The 17,721-nt window shown below is 75.4% G+C and carries 15 protein-coding genes and 1 pseudogene; 12 read left to right on the forward strand and 4 right to left on the reverse strand.

From position 1 onward, the window contains the following. Nucleotides 1-39 precede the first annotated feature (39 nt). From ACWPWV_RS05370 to ACWPWV_RS05380, 3 genes are read left to right on the forward strand one after another with little or no spacing between them, the layout of a single operon-like run. Nucleotides 40-1,233: a glycosyltransferase gene (locus ACWPWV_RS05370; RefSeq protein WP_454041908.1), complete on the forward strand. Its 1,194-nt coding sequence runs from the start codon at nucleotides 40-42 to the stop codon at nucleotides 1,231-1,233. Then, a complete protein-coding gene (locus ACWPWV_RS05375; RefSeq protein WP_454041909.1) occupies nucleotides 1,230-2,273 on the forward strand; it encodes a glycosyltransferase family 2 protein in 1,044 nt (347 codons plus the stop codon). Before ACWPWV_RS05370 ends, ACWPWV_RS05375 begins: the two co-directional genes overlap by 4 nt. Further along, the gene (locus ACWPWV_RS05380; RefSeq protein WP_454041910.1) at nucleotides 2,261-3,529 is read left to right on the forward strand and encodes a hypothetical protein; all 1,269 of its coding nucleotides are present in this window, start codon (nucleotides 2,261-2,263) and stop codon (nucleotides 3,527-3,529) included. Before ACWPWV_RS05375 ends, ACWPWV_RS05380 begins: the two co-directional genes overlap by 13 nt. On the opposite strand, the gene ACWPWV_RS05385 is transcribed toward ACWPWV_RS05380, so the two are convergent. Next, nucleotides 3,448-4,215, reverse strand: coding sequence for a helix-turn-helix transcriptional regulator (locus ACWPWV_RS05385; RefSeq protein ID WP_454041911.1), 768 nt, complete (start codon nucleotides 4,213-4,215; stop codon nucleotides 3,448-3,450). The two genes, ACWPWV_RS05380 and ACWPWV_RS05385, sit on opposite strands and share 82 nt — an antisense overlap. A gap of 80 nt (nucleotides 4,216-4,295) precedes the next feature. Between ACWPWV_RS05385 and ACWPWV_RS05390 the strand changes: the two genes are divergently transcribed. Further along, entirely contained in the window at nucleotides 4,296-5,066 is a 771-nt protein-coding gene (locus ACWPWV_RS05390) for an alpha/beta fold hydrolase (protein WP_454041912.1), read from the forward strand. Between the two features lie 100 nt (nucleotides 5,067-5,166). Further along, entirely contained in the window at nucleotides 5,167-5,373 is a 207-nt protein-coding gene (locus tag ACWPWV_RS05395; RefSeq protein ID WP_454041913.1) for a hypothetical protein, read from the forward strand. A gap of 93 nt (nucleotides 5,374-5,466) precedes the next feature. Here the strand turns inward: ACWPWV_RS05395 and ACWPWV_RS05400 are convergent. Beyond that, a pseudogene (locus ACWPWV_RS05400) lies at nucleotides 5,467-7,792 on the reverse strand (prolyl oligopeptidase family serine peptidase). 358 nt (nucleotides 7,793-8,150) lie between these two features. On the opposite strand from ACWPWV_RS05400, the gene ACWPWV_RS05405 reads away from it, so the two are divergent. Next, nucleotides 8,151-9,158 (forward strand): type IV toxin-antitoxin system AbiEi family antitoxin domain-containing protein, encoded by a 1,008-nt coding sequence (locus ACWPWV_RS05405; RefSeq protein WP_454041914.1) that lies wholly within the window; start codon nucleotides 8,151-8,153, stop codon nucleotides 9,156-9,158. 74 nt (nucleotides 9,159-9,232) lie between these two features. Here the strand turns inward: ACWPWV_RS05405 and ACWPWV_RS05410 are convergent, their stop codons facing one another. Further along, nucleotides 9,233-11,326, reverse strand: a complete 2,094-nt coding sequence (locus ACWPWV_RS05410) for a cytochrome c oxidase assembly protein (RefSeq protein WP_454041915.1) — start codon at nucleotides 11,324-11,326, stop codon at nucleotides 9,233-9,235. 47 nt (nucleotides 11,327-11,373) lie between these two features. Then, nucleotides 11,374-11,838 carry a PPOX class F420-dependent oxidoreductase gene (locus ACWPWV_RS05415; protein WP_454041916.1) on the reverse strand — a complete coding sequence of 155 codons (465 nt, stop codon included), beginning with the start codon at nucleotides 11,836-11,838 and terminating at the stop codon, nucleotides 11,374-11,376. 254 nt (nucleotides 11,839-12,092) lie between these two features. On the opposite strand from ACWPWV_RS05415, the gene ACWPWV_RS05420 reads away from it, so the two are divergent. From ACWPWV_RS05420 to ACWPWV_RS05445, 6 genes are read left to right on the forward strand one after another with little or no spacing between them, the layout of a single operon-like run. Beyond that, on the forward strand, nucleotides 12,093-13,091 hold the full coding sequence (locus ACWPWV_RS05420; protein WP_454041917.1) for an AAA family ATPase: 999 nt from the start codon (nucleotides 12,093-12,095) through the stop codon (nucleotides 13,089-13,091). Between the two features lie 25 nt (nucleotides 13,092-13,116). Continuing rightward, entirely contained in the window at nucleotides 13,117-14,019 is a 903-nt protein-coding gene (locus tag ACWPWV_RS05425; protein WP_454041918.1) for a DUF58 domain-containing protein, read from the forward strand. Further along, nucleotides 14,006-14,509, forward strand: coding sequence for a hypothetical protein (locus ACWPWV_RS05430; RefSeq protein ID WP_454041919.1), 504 nt, complete (start codon nucleotides 14,006-14,008; stop codon nucleotides 14,507-14,509). Before ACWPWV_RS05425 ends, ACWPWV_RS05430 begins: the two co-directional genes overlap by 14 nt. Continuing rightward, nucleotides 14,506-15,567, forward strand: a complete 1,062-nt coding sequence (locus ACWPWV_RS05435) for a vWA domain-containing protein (RefSeq protein ID WP_454041920.1) — start codon at nucleotides 14,506-14,508, stop codon at nucleotides 15,565-15,567. The genes ACWPWV_RS05430 and ACWPWV_RS05435 overlap by 4 nt, the downstream gene beginning before the upstream one ends. A 25-nt stretch (nucleotides 15,568-15,592) precedes the next feature. After that, nucleotides 15,593-16,669, forward strand: a complete 1,077-nt coding sequence (locus ACWPWV_RS05440) for a vWA domain-containing protein (protein ID WP_454041921.1) — start codon at nucleotides 15,593-15,595, stop codon at nucleotides 16,667-16,669. Continuing rightward, the gene (locus ACWPWV_RS05445) at nucleotides 16,666-17,718 is read left to right on the forward strand and encodes a hypothetical protein (RefSeq protein ID WP_454041922.1); all 1,053 of its coding nucleotides are present in this window, start codon (nucleotides 16,666-16,668) and stop codon (nucleotides 17,716-17,718) included. Before ACWPWV_RS05440 ends, ACWPWV_RS05445 begins: the two co-directional genes overlap by 4 nt. The last annotated feature ends 3 nt before the right edge of the window (nucleotides 17,719-17,721 follow it).

Raw genomic sequence — 17,721 nt, forward strand, 5'->3', positions numbered from 1 at the left:
CGAGGACCGCCGGCCGGACCGAGCCGCGAAGGAGCGCCCGTGCGCGTCGTGATCCTGCCCTTCTACCACGGCCTCGGGCACGTGGTCCGTTCCACGCGCATCGCCGCCGAGCTCCAGGCGCGCGGCGTCGAGGTCGTCGTCGGCGCCGCCGCCGCCGCGCTGCGCTGGCCCGCGGCGCGCGGCGTCCCCACCGCGACGCTCTCCGAGCTACCACCGCTCCCCCCGGCACCCGACGGCGCAGGCTCGCCCGGACGAGGCCGGGCGACCCGCCTGCGGCTCGCGGACGAGGACTACCTGCGCGTGGCGCTCGCCGAGGAGCGGGCCCTGATCCGGGAGGTCGGGGCCGACGTCGTGCTCGCCGACTTCCGCGTGACGGGGCCGGTCTCGGCGCGGCTCGAGGGCGTGCGGTCGGCCACGGTCGTCAACACGGGCTTCTTCTCCTTCCCGTTCCCGGACGTGGTGCGCGAGGTGACTCCCGCGCTGCGCCGCCTCGGCGTCCCCGGCGACGTCGCCGACCGGCTCCTCGGCGACGTCGTCTACGTACCGGACCGGTCGGCGTTCGAACCGCTCGCCGGCGTCCGTGACCCGCTGTCGGTCGCGGCGCTGCGGACGGTCGACGAGATCCGGCACGTCGGACCGGTGCTGGCGTCCGACCCGCTCGCGACACCCGACCGCGCGGGCGCCCGCGCCACGCTCGGCCTCGACCCGCGCGCCACGGTCGTCTACGTCTCGCTCGGTGGCACGGCGCAGGGCTACGCCACGCTGCGCACGGTCGCCGGCCTGCTCGACGACGTGCGCGCGCAGACGGTCCTGGTCACCGGCCCGAACGTCGACCCCGCGCTGCTCGGCCACCACCGCGCGGACCGCCTCCTGCAGGTCACCGACGAGTCGATGCTGTGGACGCGGGCCGCCGACCTCGTGGTCACCCACGGCGGGCACACGAGCGTCATGGAGACGCTCGCGCTCGGCCGACCGCTGCTCGCGCTCCCGGGGCAGGACGAGCAGCGGTGGAACGCCGGGCGTGCCGTCGGCCTCGGTGCGGGCGAGATCCTCGACCCGGCCGACGTCGCCGCCCGCTTCGTCCCGACCGTCCGGCGCCTCCTCGCGGACGACGGTCTGCGGCGCCGTGCGGAGGCCGTCGGCGAGGTCCTCGCCGCGCACGACGGCGCGCGCGACCTCGCGGAGCACGTCCTCGGGACCGCGCGGCTCGCAGCGCTGGGGGGCCGCGCATGAGCCCCGCATCAGTGTCGGTCGTGACGATCTGCCGCGACGGGATCCGCGACGCCCGGCGGCTCGTGCGCTCGGTGCAGGAGCAGGTCGTCGACGTGCCGGTCGAGGTCGTCGTGGTCGACGACGGCTCGGAGGAGCCGGTCGCGGACGTCCTGCGCGACCTCGGCGGGCCCGCCGACGTCCACGTCGTGCGCCGCGAGGGGGACGGCAACCGCGCCGCCGCGCGCAACGCGGGCGCCGCCGTCGCGAGCGGCGACCTGCTCGTCCTCGTCGACGCCGACCAGGAGGCGCCGCCCGGCTGGCTCCAGGACCACGTGCGCTGGCACCGCGCGGTCCCCGGGATCCTCCTCAACGGTCACCGGCGCCACCGGTCCCCCGCCGACGGCGCGGCGTGGCGCCCCGAGGTCCGCGAGCGCGTCACGGCGGTCTTCTCGCACAACTACGCCCGCATCGCCGCCGCGTGGTACCTGCAGTTCAGCTGCAACCTCTCCCTCGCGGCGGACGCGTACCGGGCGCTGGCGGGCTTCGACGAGGACTACCGGGGGTGGGGCCTGGAGGACACCGACCTCGGCTACCGCGCCCACCGGGCCGGGCTCGCGATCGCGCACAGCACGCGCGCCTGGACGTGGGACCACCACCACGTGGTCCGGTTCGACCCCGAGCGGGTGCGCGAGTGGCAGCGCAACCGTGCCGTCTTCCTCGTCAAGCACCCCGAGCCGGAGGCCCAGGCGGTCCGCCTCGTCGAGAACTACCCGCGGCGCACGGACGTCCCGCGCGGCCACGCGTGGCTCGACTCGTTCCTCGCGATGGACCGGCACGTCCGGGCGCTGCGCGACGCCGGGCCGCTCGCGTCGCCCCGCACCACGCTCACGGTCCTCGACGCCGCCGACGCCGCGCACGCGCGCACCGAGATCGCCCGAGGCTCGGCGGTGCGCGTCGTCGACGCCGTCTCCGGGTCGGGCCTCGACGTCGACGCGTTCCGCGCGGGCCCGTCGGTCGAGTACGCGCCGCTCGGTCCGCAGGGGGACGCGTGGCGGTCCTGAGCCGGTCGCGACTGGGCCAGGCGTGGTTGCTCGTCGCGGTGACCACCGGCGTGATCACCCCGGGGTACCCGCTCGCGCTGCACGCGGCCGGCTTCACGAAGGCGCAGATCGCGGTCTTCTTCGCGCTGAACTCCGTCGCAGCGTTCGTGTTCTCGGTCGTCGCCGTCCGGCAGCTCAGGCGGGCGTCGCGGCGCGGCGTCCTACCGGCGCTCCTCCTCGGGTCGGCCGCCGGGCTCGTGCTCGCGGCGAGCGGGTCGGACCGTGCGACGGTCCACGTCGGCGGCGTCCTGTCCATGCTCTTCGTCGCAGCCATGCCGGTGACGGTCCGCGCGATCCAGACGAGCGGTCTCGCGGCGTCGACCGACGACGCCGCGCTCTCGGCCCGGGTCCGGTCCCTGTCCGTGCTCGGGTACGTGCTGGGGGTCGCGCTCTACGGCGTCGCCGTCGCGCTGCCCGGACCGCTCGACCCGGTGCTCCTCGGCGCCGCGGCCACGGCGAGCGCCGCGGTGCTGACGTGGACGGTCCGCGCACCGGGCGAGGCCGCGGACCACGCCCTGAAGCCCGCACCGGGCGACCGCGACCCGGCGACCCGGCCCGACCCGACGACCCGGCCCGACCCGGTGGGACGCGGCGGGACCGGGCGCCGCGCCGTCGTGCTGGGACTGGCCGTGGTCGGCCTCGCCCTGGTCCTGCTCAAGGGCGCCGACAGCCTGCGGCTCGTCTACCTCCCCCTCCACGTCGTGTCAGGCGGTCACGCCGGGTCGTGGGTGAGCGCGCTGCTCGTCGTCACGGCGGTGACCGAGCTCGTCGTCCTGCGCCGCGTCGCGACCACCGTCCCGGGCGGCAGCGCGCGCCCCGTGCTGGTCGTCGCGGCGCTCCTCGCCGCCGCCTCGTTCGCGGCGTCCGCCACCTGGGGCGGGGTCGTCGTCCTCGTGCTGTCGCAGGTCGTGTACGCCGGGTTCGCGGCGCTCTTCCAGGCGCTCGGCCCGGTGCTGCTCGGCCGGTGGCTCCCGAGCGGGCTGGCGGGCGGGGTCGGGGTGTTCGGAGCGGTCCTTCAGGTCGGAGCGCTCGTCGGCGTGCTCGCCCCGCTCCTCGTGCCCGGGTACGGCGCCGCGGTGTTCTGGCTCGCGACCGTGCCGTGCGTCGTCGCCGCCCTCCTGCTCGTCGCGCTGCGTCAGCTCGACGAGCCCGCCCGCGAGACCGCGACGGCGCCGTCGGGCGGCTCCCCGACGTCCGCGACCGGCCGCGGCGCGTAGGTCTCGACGGTCACGTCCGCGCGCACGACGCGCGACAGGCGGAACCAGCGGATCCCCTCGCGCAGCCGGCACCACGCGACGAGGTACCACCGGCCGTCGGTGTGCGCGAGGATCACCGGCTCGACGCGGCGCACCGTCTCCCCTCCCCGCCCGTCGCGGTAGCGGATCGCGAGGACGCGCGACGTGCCGAGCGACTGCTCGACGGCGCGCAGCACCCCGAGGTGTGCCCGTGCCCGCCCGACGACGCCCCCGCCCGACCGCGCTCCGGGCGGGTCGTCGGGCGGGTCGGTGGACGGCCGTCGCACCCACACGCGCGCGGCCAGCGCCTCGGCACGTTCTCGGTCCCCCGACCCGAGGGCGTCCCACACCTTGCCGCGCGCGGCGGCGGCGTCGACGGCGAACGGGCTCGCCGGCGGGAGCGTCGCGAGCGCGACCGCGACGGCGACCGCCTGCCCGGGCGTGAAGTTCACGGGCGGCAGGGTCGCGCTGGGGTCGAGCACGTAGCCACCGCCCGGACCGGCCTGGGCCCAGATGGTCAGGCCCGCCTGCTGCAGCGCCGCGACGTCACGCTTGATCGTCCGCTCGCTCACCTCGAGCGTGGCGGCGAGCCGTGGCCCGGTGGTGCCGGTCGGCCCCGCGCGACGCAGCTCCTCCGCGACCGCGTAGAGCCGCTCGGTCCTGTTCACCGCACCCTCCACCACCAGTCGGACGACCTCCGAACAATGGTGACAGACCGGTGTCACCAGGGCGGTGCGAGAGTCGTCCCATGACCGAGACACAGCACGACAAGGAATCGACCGCGACGACGACCGGGGAGCAGGTCCACGTCGTCCTCGTCCCCGGCTTCTGGCTGGGAGGCTGGGCGTGGGACGACGTCGTCCCTCATCTCGAGAGGGCCGGCCTCGTGCCGCACGCGGTGACGCTCCCGGGGCTCGACCCCGCTTCGACCGCGCAGGACCGGGCCGCCATCACGCGCGACGACCACGTCGACGCGGTCACGCGTCTCGTCGCCGGGCTCGACGGGCCGGTCGTGCTCGTCGGCCACAGCGGGGGCGGCCCGGTGGTCCAGCAGGCCGTCGACCGCGACCCGTCCCGTGTGCAGCGCGTCGTGTACGTGGACGCGGGCCCGCTCGTCGACGGCGCCGCGTTGAACCAGGAGCTGCCGGTGGATGTCGCGGAGGTCCCGCTGCCGTCCTGGGACGAGCTCGCGGAGCAGGGGTCGAGCGTCGACGGCCTCGACGACGCCACGCTGGCCCGGTTCCGCGAGCGCGCGGTACCGACGCCCGGCCCCGTCGCGCGCGGCCCGGTCCGGGTGGCCAACGCCGACCGGCTCGCCGTGCCCACCACCGTGATCTGCTCGTCCATCCCCTCGGAGGTGCTGGCCCAGCTCGCGAACCCCGGACCGCCCCTGCACACCGAGCTCGGCGAGGTCCAGGACCTCACCTACGTCGACGTGCCCACCGGCCACTGGCCGATGCTCTCGCGCCCGCGCGAGCTCGCGGAGGCGATCGTCGCCGCCGCTCGGCACACCTCCTGAAAAATCACCACAGAAGTCACGTCACGGACGGCGATCTTCTCCGTCTCCTTCCGGTGGAAGCGGTCGACAGGCCGCGCGACCACCGACGACGAGACGGACCATGCACGACACCCTGCCCTCCGCCCCCGCCCGCCGCGACGTCCGTGCCGCCCTGCTGTGGGCGCTCGAGCACGACCGCGTCGCCCTCCTCGAGCACCGTGAGACGACGCAGCACTGCGCCTGGGAGGCGGCGCGCGGTGCCGCGGACCGGCGGCTCGTCCGGCGCTGGCGCGTCGCGACGACCCGGGCTCCGCAGCCGGTCGCCTGACGCCGGCCCGCACGCCGAGCACGACCTCAGGGTCGCTCTGGGGCTCAGAACGACCCTGAGGTCGTGCTCGGCCGCGGCCGTGACCCGCCGCCGTCAGCCGAGCGTCGTCGGCAGGGCTGCGTCCCCTTCTCCCGGCGTCGCGCCGAGCACGTGCTCCGCGAGGAACGCGAGGACCACCTCGTACCAGACCTTCGCGTGCTGCGGCGTGAGGATCCAGTGGTTCTCGTCCGGGAAGTACAGGAACCGGTGGACGGTGTCGCCGTCGGGGCCGGCCGGCAGCCCGGACGCGGACAGCAGGCTCGTACCAGAGGCGCAGACCCTCGCCGATCGGCACGCGGTAGTCCTTGTCGCCGTGGATGACGAGCATCGGCGTGACGATGTCGCCGACGAACCGGTGCGGGCTGTTCTCGAGCGCCATCTCCGGCGTCATCTCGCGCTGCCAGTAGTAGGAGTGGTCGGTCGTCGGGCCGAACTGGTCCAGCGCCCACAGGCTCGCGTGCGTGACGACGGCCCGGAACCGGTCGGTGTGCCCCGCGACCCAGTTCGCCATGTACCCGCCGAACGAGCCGCCCATCGCGGCGGTCCGGCTCTCGTCCACCTCGGGCAGCGCCTCGACGTGGTCGGTGATCGCGAGGAGGTCGGTGTACGGCGCCTGGCCCCAGCGGCCCCACCCGCGCTGTACGAAGTCCTGGCCGTACCCGGTCGACAGCGCAGGGTCCGGGAGCAGCACCGCGTAACCCCGCGCGACCATCAGCCACGGGTTCCAGCGCCAGGCTCCACGCGTTCCACGAACCGAGCGGTCCACCGTGGATCCACAGGAGCAGCGGCGCCGGGTCGTCGGCGCTCGCGCCGTGCGGCAGCGCGAGCCAGCCGCGCACGCGCACGTCGTCGGACGCCGCCGTCTCGACCTCGACGAGCGTGCCCGGCAGGTCCGGGGCCGCGACGGGGCCCTGCAGCGGCGTCGCGGGGACCGGGGTCCGGGCGCCCGGCGCACCGCCGTCGAGGAACGCGCCCAGGTCGAGGCGCACGGGGTGCGCCGGCTCGAGGTAGGCTCGTCCGCAGCGCGTACGCGGTGCGGCCGTCGGGCGACCTGCACGTCCGTGAAGACGGCGTCGTCGCTCGTGACCCGCTCCGCGGTCCCGTGCTCGCCCTTGCCGTCCGGCGAGAAGGAGACGAGGAAGACCGGCCCGCGGCCGTCGTCGTCGGCCGTGACGAGCAGGCCCGAGCCGTCGGGCAGCCAGCGGGCCGACGTCGGCCAGCGGTCCCAGTGCGGCGCGAGCGTGCGCGGCGTCGCGTGGTTCTCGGCGCGCGTCGTCGGCGCGTCGTCGCGGTCCGCCGATCCCGCCCGGCCGTCGGGCGCGTGCAGCGGCACCACGGCGAGCGTCTCCTCGGGTGCCTGCTGCGGCGTCGTGAGGGTCTCGCGGACGAACGCGACGTACGCGCCGTCGGGCGAGACGCGCGGGCCGTGTACCTGCGCGCCCGGCTCGTCGACGAGCGTGCGACGCTCGCCCGTGGCCGTGTCGATCGCGACGAGCGTGCTGCGCGTCGACGCGCCCGGCCCGGGCACCTGCCACGTCGTGACGAGCGTCGTGCCGTCGGCCGACAGGTCGGCCGAGTGCTCCCAGAGCGCGCGCCCGGGTGTCCCGCCGACGCCGCGGCTCACGTCGCGCAGGTCGAGCAGCCGCGGGTCGTGCGGTGCGTCGTCGTCCGGGTCGTCGTGCCCGGTTCCCGTGCCGCCCGGCGCCGGGAGCGGGCGCGCGGGCTCGTCGGCGAGCGTCGTGAGGTCGGCGACGAACCGGTGCGGCTGGCTCGGGCCCAGGTCGTGGTCCCAGTGCCGGACGGGGTACCCGGTGTGCAGGATCGCGGCGACCTTGGCGTCCTTGCGAGCGGACCGCAGCGCGGCGTCGTGCGCCAGGTCGCGTGCGCTGGGCAGGACGTCGGCGGCGACGGAGACGACCGGGGCGTCGGCCGCGGCGAGCGGCGCGCTGACGCCCGCGGACGTCGTCGCGACCACGCGGGCCTCGCCGCCACCGGCCGGGAGGAGCCAGAGGGCCGACGTCGGGTCGTCGTCGGCCGTGGAGTCGGGGTCCGGGCGGGCGGACGTGAACAGGACGTCGCCCGCGGCCGTGAACGTCGCGCTCGACTCGCCCTTGGCGCTGCGCGTGAGGCGTCGTGCGGGGACGTGCCCGGCCGGGTCGACCTCCCACAGCGCCGTGCGGTACGCGGTGCGCTTCGGGTCGAGCGTCTGGACGGTGGTGACGAGCCGGCTCCCGTCGCGCGACAGCGCGAGCCCGCTCGTGCGCGGGATCGCGACGTACCGGTCGAGGTCGTGGAACGGGGTGGAGGCGGTGGCGTCGGCGGTCGTGGGACGGTCTGGCTCGGGCGCGGCGGCGGCGTTCTCACGAGTACGTCCTATCACCCCCCCCGCGCCCGCCGCCCACCCGGACCGCCCCTCCCCTCGCCCTCCCCGCACCCTCCCGGCGCGCCGAACACGACCTGGAGGTCGTCATCGCGCCGTTCACGACCTTCAGGTCGTGTTCGACGGCGCGTGGTGACGTTCTCGCCGACGCCGGCCGTCGCTCGTGGGCGCGGCATGCGTACCGTCGCCGCGGTCGTCGCCTGTCGACGGCCGAGCGACCCGCGGTCGCCGTCTGTCGGGGACCGGGCGACCGGCGGTCGACGTCCGGGGCGTCCACAGGCCTTCGTCCGTCGAGCACGTCCACAGCCGAGCGCCGGACCGTGGCGACGCCGCCACGTCGTCTGCTCGGATCCGGTCCGTGCGCACGCTGACACCTGTCCCCGCCGAGCTGCTCGTCGTCGCCGACTCCCAGGAAGGGCTCCTCTCCGCGAGCCAGTGCGACGCGCACGGCGTCCGCTCCCACCGCCGAGCGCGGCTCGTCGAGAAGGGGCGGTGGCGCAGGGTCACGCACGCGGTGTTCGACACCGTCGTGGTGCCCGTCGCGCGCCGGACCGGCACGCGCACCCACGACCACACGCGACGCCGCGCGGCGTGGCTGGGCCTGCTCGCCTACGGCCCGGAGGCGATCGCCGTCGGGCCGTGCGCGCTGGTGCTCCTCGGCGTCGAGGGAGTGCGGGTCGACCCGGTCCCCGAGGCGACCCTGCCCGGCGCACGGGCGGCACGGTCGCGCGACGGGATCCACCTGCGCCAGTTCGACGACGGCATGACCGTCACGTCCGTCGAGGGCCGGTGGGTCGCGACGCCGGACTGGGCGCTGGCCCAGGCCGTGCCGGAGATGGGCAGGAGGCGCGCGGTCGCGGCGATGGACAGCGCACGACGCCTCGGGCTGGTGTCGGAGACGGGCCTGGAACGGGCGCACGACCTCGCACGGGGACGACGCGGTGTGGCGCGCACCCACTCCTGGTGGTCCGAGTCGGACGCACGGGCCGAGTCCCCGCTCGAGACGTTCGCCCGGCTCGACTGCGTCGACGCCGGCATCGCTCCCGACGAGCTCCAGGTCGAGGTGTTCGACGCGGACCGCCTCCTCGGTCGGGGTGACCTCGGGTGGCGGCTGCCCGGCGGCCGACTGCTGATCGCGGAGCTGGACGGGCGGGACGTGCACTCGGAGCCCGCGGCGCTGCTCCGTGACCGCGCGCGGCAGAACGACCTCGTCGCGAGCGGGGCTGTGGACCTGCTGCGCTTCACCGGGAGGGACGTGACGCCGCCTAGCGCGTCCCGGCCCGGCCGGCTCGTCGTGGACGTCCGCCGCCACCTGGCACGAGCACGTCACCACTCGCCGTCGAGCACGACCTGGCGGCCGGAATGAGGGCCAGAACGACCTTCAGGTCGTGTTCGGCGGGTCAGTGCGGGTCAGCGCGGGTCAGCGGGGGTCAGCGCGGGTCAGCGCGGCGTGTGCTCGTCGCGCTCGGCCATCTCGGCGAGCCGCGCGTTGTACTCCTGGAGCTCGGCGTCGCCGTCGCGGTCGGCCTGGCGGTCCCGGCGCTTCGCCTCGCGCTCGTCGGACTTCGTCCACATGACGGCGACGACGATCGCCAGGATCAGCGTCGGCAGCTCGCCGATGCCCCACGCGACACCACCGCCGCGCTGCTGGTCCTCGATCGCGCTCGGGCCCCACTCCCGCCCGAGCAGCCCGAACCACTCCGGCACGAAGAGGATCTCGCCGGACGTCAGCGCGACGCCGAAGAACGCGTGGAACGCCATCGTCGCGAAGAGCAGGAGGAGCCGCTGCGGGTACGGCGGCCGGTGGGGGCCCGGGTCGACGCCGACGAGCGCGTTCGCGAACAGGTACCCCGCGAGCGTGAAGTGCAGGAGCATCGCGAGGTGCCCGGCGTACGTCGTGAGGGCGTACTCGAACGCGGGCGTGTAGTAGAAGACGATCATCGAGCCGGCGAAGTTCACCGCGGCGACGATCGGGTTCGCGAAGAACTGCCCGACCCGCGACGTGACGACCGCCAGGACCCACTCGCGCGGCCCGCGCGACCCGTCCTTGCGCGCCGGGACGGCGCGCAGGAGCAGCGTCACGGGGGCCGCGAGGACGAGGAAGATCGGCACGACCATCGCGAGGATCATGTGCTGCACCATGTGCGCGCTGAACAGCACGTGGCCGTACATGGCGGGCCCGCCGGACGTCACCCAGAACAGGACGACGATCCCGATGCACCACGAGACCGTGCGCCCCACGGACCAGCGGTCGCCACGTCGCGCGAGCCGGCGCACCCAGCCGAGGTAGACGACGAGCGCCGCGCCGCACGCGAACGCCGGCAGCAGGTCCCAGCGCCACTCGGTGAACCACAGGGCGAGGGTCGGCTCCGGGGGCAGCGGGTGCCCGGTGACGATCTCGGCGGCCGTCGGGTCGACGAACTCCGTCTGCGGGACGGGCGGCGCCGTCGAACCGAGCGCCACCGCGACGCCGGAGACCGCGCCCATGATCGCGAGCTCGACCGCGACGAGCCGCCAGAACACCCACCGCGTCGCGTCCGCGTCGCGCTGCGGAGCCTTCGCGTCGCGCGAGCCGCCGCCCCGACCGCCCGGACGACCGGTCGTCGTCGGGCCGGCGAGGCGGCGCACGACGAGCTCGCGGTGCGCGAACCCCACGACGCCGAGCACGACGATGAGCGCGACCTTGGTCAGCAGGAGGATGCCGTAGTCGGTGGTGAGGCCGGCGAGCGTGTCGATGCGGATGGTCGCGTTCGCGACCCCCGAGACCGCGACGGCGACGTAGCACCAGAGCGCGATCGCGGAGTAGCGCGAGACCGCGGCGGCGAAGTCCGCGCGCCCGAGCCCGCCCCGCACCCGCACGACGGCCAGCGTCCCGAGCCCGCCGACCCACAGCGCCGCACCCGCGAGGTGCAGGAACATCGACGACACCGCGAGCTCGTGGGACGCGGCGCCCGCGGCGTGCCCCGTGTTGGCCTGCAGCGCGATCGCGAGGAGCGCGACGAGGGCCGTCCACAGCGCCCCGGTCGCGCTGCGCACCGCGAGGGCGAGCGCCGACGTGACCGCGGCGACGACGACCACGGCGAGGTAGTTGCGCCCGAGGCTCACCTGCGAGACGAACAGGCCGAGCTGGTCCCCGAACGTCTCGGCCGTGACGGGGGTGCCGGAGATCGACGAGTACCGCAGGACCACCTGCAGCACGGAGAGCACGGCCCAGGTCGCCGCGGCGACGCCCGACAGGCCGAGCGCGCGACGCACGGCGTCGCCCGCGGGCAGGGCGACCGCCGCGAGCACGAGCGAGCCGAGGGTCAGCGCGACGGACAGCTCGGTGAGCACGGTGACGACGGGCGTCCCGTAGCGCACGACCGCGCCGGGGTCGCTGAACCCGGGGATCGCGGCGAACGCGCCCGAGAAGGCACCGGCGGCGAGCACCGCGAGGACCGCGACGACGACGGCGAACGGACCCGCGAGGACGAGCCACCACGGGTTCGCGGGGCGCGCGAGGGTCGGGGCACGGCGCACGGCGGTCGAGGTCACGCGACCAGGGTAGGCGCGCGGCGGCGTCGGACGGGAACCGCGGCGCCTCACGGTCGGGGCAGGCGCGCCATCCCGTAGACCCGCGTCGCCCGCACGCGCAGCACCTGGCGCCGCTCGGCGACCATCGCGCGGCGGAAGTCGTCCCAGTCCGGGTGCTCGACGCCGGCCGCCGCGCGGAACGTCTCGACGAGCTCGTCGACGGCGGGGTCGTCGGGGTCGGCGGCGACCTCGCCCAGCTCCGCGTCCCCCTCGACGACCGCGTAGCTCCAGAAGTCCTCGGCGCTCACGTGCAGCGAGACGCGCGGGTCCCGCGCCGCGTTGCGCGTCTTCGCCCGGTCCGCGGTCACGGACACGCGCGCGACGTGCTCGTCGGGGTCCCAGGCGTACAGCACGTTGGACAGCTGCGGCCGGCCGTCGCGCTTCAGCGTCGTGAGGACGCCCTGGTGGCGGGCGGCGAGCAGGGCGAGGAGGGCGGGGTCGGCGTCGAGGGCCGCCCGGGTGTCGGTGCTCATGCCCGTCCAACCGCGCGGCTCGCGGCCCGCATTCCCGCGCGCCGGGGCCGCCGCGGCCGTCCCGGCGGCCCGACGACGCCCGCACGGGACGGGGAGCCCTCCCCACCCGGGGCTGTGGACGACACCCGTCGGGCGCCGGGTCCCGCTGGCATACTGGGCCGGGTTCGCCCGGGGGTCGCGACACCTCCGGGCGCACGGATCCGCGCGGCACGCGTGCCGCGCCGAGCACCGACCCCCATCCCGAAGGGCGACCCATGGCCGCAGGGCACGGCAGCATCTCGACGGCGGACCTCGACCGCGCGAGCCACCTCCTCAAGCGCGTGGGCCAGGTGTTCGACCAGCGCGTCGTCGGGCAGGAGGCGCTGCGCACCGCCCTCGTGAGCTCGCTCCTCGCGGGCGGCCACATCCTCCTCGAGTCGGTGCCGGGCCTCGCGAAGACGACCGCCGCGCAGACCCTCGCCGCGGCGATCGACGGCCGCTTCCACCGCATCCAGTGCACGCCGGACCTCATGCCGAACGACATCGTCGGCACGCAGATCTACAACTACGCGACCGGCCAGTTCACGACCCAGCTCGGTCCGGTGCACGCGAACGTCGTGCTGCTCGACGAGATCAACCGGTCGTCCGCGAAGACGCAGTCGGCCATGCTCGAGGCGATGCAGGAGAAGCAGACGTCGATCGGCGGCGAGAACTACCCGCTCCCGGACCCGTTCATGGTCCTCGCGACGCAGAACCCCATCGAGGAGGAGGGCACGTACGTGCTGCCCGAGGCCCAGATGGACCGCTTCCTCATGAAGGAGGTGCTGACGTACCCGACGCCGCAGCAGGAGCTCGAGATCCTCCAGCGCGTCGCGACCGGTCAGATGTCGGAGCCGATCACGGCCCAGCCCGTCTCGCTCGACGACGTCCGCTTCCTGCGCGGGCTCGTCGACGACGTGTACGTGGACGACTCGGTGAAGCGGTACGTCGTCGACCTCATCAACACGACGCGCTTCTCCGGCCCGAGGCCGATCCCCGGCCTCGACCGCCACGTGCGCGTCGGCGCCTCGCCGCGCGGCGGCATCGCGCTCATGCGCGTCGGCCAGGCCCTCGCGATCCTCGCGGGCCGCGCGTTCGTCGTGCCCGACGACATCAAGGCCGTGCGCTACTCGGTCCTGCGCCACCGCCTCGTGCGCACGTTCGACGCGCTCGCGAACAACGTGCCGCCGGAGCAGCTCGTGGACGCCGTGTTCGACGCCGTCCCCACGCCCTGACCGTCCCCGCCCCGAGAGATCCCCCGTGCCCGACGTCTCCCGCCTCGCCCAGGTGCGTGCCCGGCTCGACCTGCCGGTCGCCCGCCGGGCCTCCGGCCTGCTCGAGGGGCGGCACCGGTCGGTCTTCAAGGGTCACGGGCAGGACTTCGACGACCTGCACCTGTACGCGCCGGGCGAGGACGTCGGGGACATCGACTGGAAGTCGTCGGCGCGCGCCGGGATCCCGGTCGTCCGGCGGTTCGTGCGCGAGTCGAACCTCAACCTCGTGCTCGTCGTCGACACCGGCCGCCCCATGGGGGCGACCGCACCGAGCGGCGAGACCAAGGCCGAGGTCGCGAGCTTCTGCTGCGCTCTCGTCGCGTACCTCGCGCGGGACCGCGGCGACCGGGTCGCGCTCGTCGCGGGCGACGCCCGGCGCCTCGTGCAGCTGCCGCCGCGCGCGAGCACGCAGGACCTCGAGGTGCTGCTCAGCACGGTCGAGGGCCTGTGGCGGCCCGACGCCCCGCCCAGCGACCTCTCCCGCCCGCTGGACCGCGCGCTCACGGCGTTCCGGCGGCGCTCGCTCGTGGTCGTCGTGACGGACGAGGCCCGTCCCGCCGCGGAGCACGACCAGCTCCTGCGGTCGCTGCGCGTGCGCCACGAGGTGATGGTCGTGCAGGTCGCCGACCTGTCCCCCGTCGCGCTCGGCGGGCCGGCCGCGAGCCACCGCGAGGTCGAGGACGTCGACGGCGCGCTGCGGCTCCCCGCGTTCCTCCGCGGCCGGGCGGGGCTCGCGCAGGCCGCGGCCGACGCGCGGGCGCAGCGTCGCGCGGAGGTGGCCGAGCGGCTGCGCCAGGTCCAGGTCGAGGCGGTGCTCGTGGACGGCACGGGCGACGTCGTGCAGCGTTTCGTCGAGCTGCTGGGGAGGCAGAAGCGTGCCCGCCGATGAGCTCGTGGACCCCGTGGGCTACCCGGGGTGGTGGACGGCCGTGGGGATCGCCGTGCTGCTCGTCGCGGCGGCGGTCGTGCTCCTCGTCCTCTGGTCCACCCGCGCGCGGGCCGCGGAGAAGGCGGCGTCCGTGCCGCCGCCCCCGTCGCCCGCCGGACCGCTCGACCCGTACGGGGCCCTGCGCGCCGAGTACGAGCGGCGGCTCGACGCCGTCGCGCAGCGCTTCCACGCGGGCGAGCTCGACGAGCGCATGCTGCACCTCGCGCTCTCGGCCGAGGTGCGCGGGTTCGCGACGGGCCGGCTCGGGCAGGACGCGTCGTCCATGACGCTGTCGGAGATCCAGCAGCTCTCGGGCGCGGACGACCTCTCGCGCCTCATCGCGCGCTACTACCGGCCGTCGTTCGCGGACCACGAGAACGACGCGCGGGCCCGGACGACCGACGCCGAGGACTCGATCGCGCGCGCCCGCACCGTGGTGAGGTCCTGGTGACGCCGGGACCGCAGGGGACGTCGATCCTCTGGCCGTGGCTGTGGGCCCTCGCCGTGCTCCTCGTCGTGGTGGCCGGCGCCGCGGCGTGGTGGCTCGCGCGCCGCCGCGGGGCGCGCGACCGGGACCGCGACGTCCTGTGGGTCGCGAACTCGGAGTACCTGGCGCGCGTGCCGGCGTTCGCGGCGTGGGTGCGCCGCTACCGGCTCCTCCAGGGCGCGACGGCGCTCGGCCTCCTCGTCGCGGTCGTCGGCGCAGGCGCCGTCGCGGCGCGGCCCGTGGAGACCGACGTCGTCGTCGACCGGCTCGGCACGCGCGACATCGTCCTGTGCCTCGACGTGTCGGGCTCGATGATCGAGTACGACGGCGCGGTGCTCAAGGTCTTCCAGGAGCTCGTCGACAGCTTCGAGGGCGAGCGGATCGCGCTGTCGATCTTCAACTCGTCGTCGCGCACGGTCTTCCCGCTGACCAACGACTACACGCTCGTGCAGGAGGAGCTCCAGCGCGGCATCGACGCGCTCGACAAGGACCCGGCCGAGCTCGACTACACGGGCGGCTCCGACGACGCCGAGATCCTCGAGTTCGCGGAGTTCACGGCCGGCACGACGGCGAACCTCGCGGGCGCCAGCCTCATCGGCGACGGGCTCGCGACGTGCGCGCTGCAGTTCGACGCCGAGGACTCCGAGCGCTCGCGCTCGATCATCCTCGCGACGGACAACTATGTGTCGGGAGAGCCGATCTACACGCTGCCGCAGGCCGCCGACCTCGTCGCGTCGCGCGACATCACCCTGCACGGCATCTTCGGCGGGTCCCAGCGCTACGAGGGGACGCCGGAGGAGACGGAGTACCGGGAGACGGTCGAGGCCGGCGGCGGCCTGTACTTCCTCGCCGACGACCCGGGCGCCGTCCAGGGCATGGTCGACGACGTGGTCGCCCAGCAGGCCGTCGAGCTCGACGCGACGCCCGAGGTGGTGGTCACGGACCGGCCGACGGGCTGGTTCGTCGTGGCCGTCGCGGGCGTCGGGCTCCTGCTCGTCCTCGCCTGGCGGGTGCGCCAGTGAGCGCGCGGTCGACGGAGGTGCACGGATGAGCCTCCAGCCCCTCGTGCCCGTGTGGGCGCTCGCGCTCGCCGTCGTGCCGCTGCTCGCGCTCACGGTCTGGCAGGCCGTCGTCGCCGGCCGGACCGGGCCCGACGGCGCCGTGCGGCCGGGTGCGCCGCGCGCCGCCTGGGTGCGCCGGACGGGCGCGGTCCTGCTGCTCGCGGTCATCGGTCTCGGCCCGTCGGTCACGTCGACCGACCGCGACACGTCGGTGACGAACGTCGACATGTTCTTCGTCGTCGACCGCACGGGGTCGATGGCCGCCGAGGACTACGGGCCGGCCCGGGACCAGGAGCGCCTCGACGGCGTGCGGCACGACGTCGTGAGCCTCACCGAGGCGATCCCCGGCGCACGCTACTCGGTCATCTCGTTCGACTCGCAGGCCTCGCGCCAGCTCCCGCTCACGACCGACGCCCGGGCGATCACGTCGTGGGCCGAGACGTTCCGCCGCGAGATCACGCGCTACTCGCAGGGCTCGCTCACCGACCGCCCGCTCGACGAGCTGAGGTCGGCGCTCGAGGGGTCCGCCGAGCTGCACCCGGCGAACACGCGCCTCGTCTTCTTCCTGTCCGACGGCGAGCAGACCGCCGAGGGAGAGCCGCGGTCGTTCGCCGACCTCGCACCGCTCGTCGACGGCGGCGCGGTGCTCGGGTACGGCACCGCCGAAGGAGGGCGCATGAAGGAGTACGACCCGGACGTCGACCCCGCCGACGCGGAGTACATCGTCGACTGGTCGCAGCCGAGCGAGGACGGCGAGCCCGTGGCCGCGCTCTCCACGATCGACGAGGAGACGCTCGGCGCCCTCGCGGACCAGCTCGGCGTCCCGTACGTCCACCGCACGGAGCCGACGGAGACCGCGTCGCTCGTGGCGGGGGTCGACCCCGAGCAGGTCGCCGCGGACGGCCGTCGCGACGTGACGTCGTACCGCCCCGTCGTGTGGCCGTTCGCGCTCGCCCTGGTCGTCCTGCTCGGCGTCGAGGCCTGGTTCTGGGCGCGGTCCGCCTCCCGGTCGCTCGTGCGGCCCGGCGACCGGGCGTCGTCGGGCGCGGAGGTGCGCCGATGAGCTGGACGCCGCCCCCGACCCCACCCCGTCCGAGCCGCCGACCCGCCGTGCACCCGGCCGCGGCGATGCGGCGCGCGCGCCTGCGCCGGCGCGCGTGGTGGCTGCTCGGGACGCTGCCGGTGGTGGTCGCGCTGCTCGTGCTCGGCCTCAAGCTGACGTTCCTCGCGCCGATCGCGTCGTTCGCGCACGGCGACTACGACGACGGCGCCTACCACGACGCCGCGGGCACCTACGGGTCCCAGCGCACCATGAACCTCGTCGAGCCGTGGAAGGCGCACTTCAACACCGGGACGGCGAACGCCCGCGCCGGCGACTCCTGGTCGACGTACGACGCCATCACCTCGCTCCACAAGTCCTACGACCTCGCCGAGGACGAGACGCCCGAGGAACGCTGCACGATCCAGACCAACCTCTCGCTCGCGTACGAGATCTCGGGCGACGACGACATGGCCTACGGCGACACCAAGGCGGCCGAGCTCGCCGCGGTCGAGGAGGCGATCGCCGCACGCGACGCCGGCCTCCCCTACGACGAGGACGTGCTCGACCCGTACGGCGACGGCACCGAGCCCGACCCGGACGCGCTGCGGCAGGACGTCCAGGACTGGTACGAGTACGCCGAGCAGTCCTACGGGACGGCCGAGCAGGTGCGCGGCTGGCCCGACTGCGGCGAGTCCGAGCAGACGCCCGAGCAGCAGGAGCAGGCCGAGGCGGCGCAGCAGCGGCTGGAGGACAAGCAGCAGCAGGCGCAGGACTCGCAGCCGGAGAACCAGGGCGGTGGCGACCCGCAGGAGGGCGACGGCTCGCAGGGCGACGAGCAGAGCGACGCGTCGGGGGGTGAGGGGTCCGAGGGCGAGGGCGCGGAGGGCGACCAGCAGAGCCAGGCCGAGCGCGAGGCGCAGCAGCGCCAGGAGCAGCTCGAGGAGCAGAACTCCGAGGCGCGGGACGAGGCCGACCGCGAGGAGCAGGAGTACCGCGACCTGTACGGCGGCGAGCCGGGCGGCGGGTCCGACGGCGGCGACGGCGGGAGCGGCAGCACCAAGAACTGGTGAGCC

It is taken from the genome of Cellulosimicrobium sp. Marseille-Q8652, from assembly GCF_965112045.1.

Bases quoted from the DNA above. Each gene is read 5' to 3' on its own strand.
- ACWPWV_RS05375 (WP_454041909.1), top strand. From the start codon at position 1,230: ATGAGCCCCGCATCAGTGTCGGTCGTGACGATCTGCCGCGACGGGATC.
- ACWPWV_RS05390 (WP_454041912.1), top strand. From the start codon at position 4,296: ATGACCGAGACACAGCACGACAAGGAATCGACCGCGACGACGACCGGG.
- ACWPWV_RS05395 (WP_454041913.1), top strand. From the start codon at position 5,167: ATGCACGACACCCTGCCCTCCGCCCCCGCCCGCCGCGACGTCCGTGCC.
- ACWPWV_RS05415 (WP_454041916.1), bottom strand. From the start codon at position 11,838: ATGAGCACCGACACCCGGGCGGCCCTCGACGCCGACCCCGCCCTCCTC.
- ACWPWV_RS05420 (WP_454041917.1), top strand. From the start codon at position 12,093: ATGGCCGCAGGGCACGGCAGCATCTCGACGGCGGACCTCGACCGCGCG.
- ACWPWV_RS05440 (WP_454041921.1), top strand. From the start codon at position 15,593: ATGAGCCTCCAGCCCCTCGTGCCCGTGTGGGCGCTCGCGCTCGCCGTC.
- ACWPWV_RS05445 (WP_454041922.1), top strand. From the start codon at position 16,666: ATGAGCTGGACGCCGCCCCCGACCCCACCCCGTCCGAGCCGCCGACCC.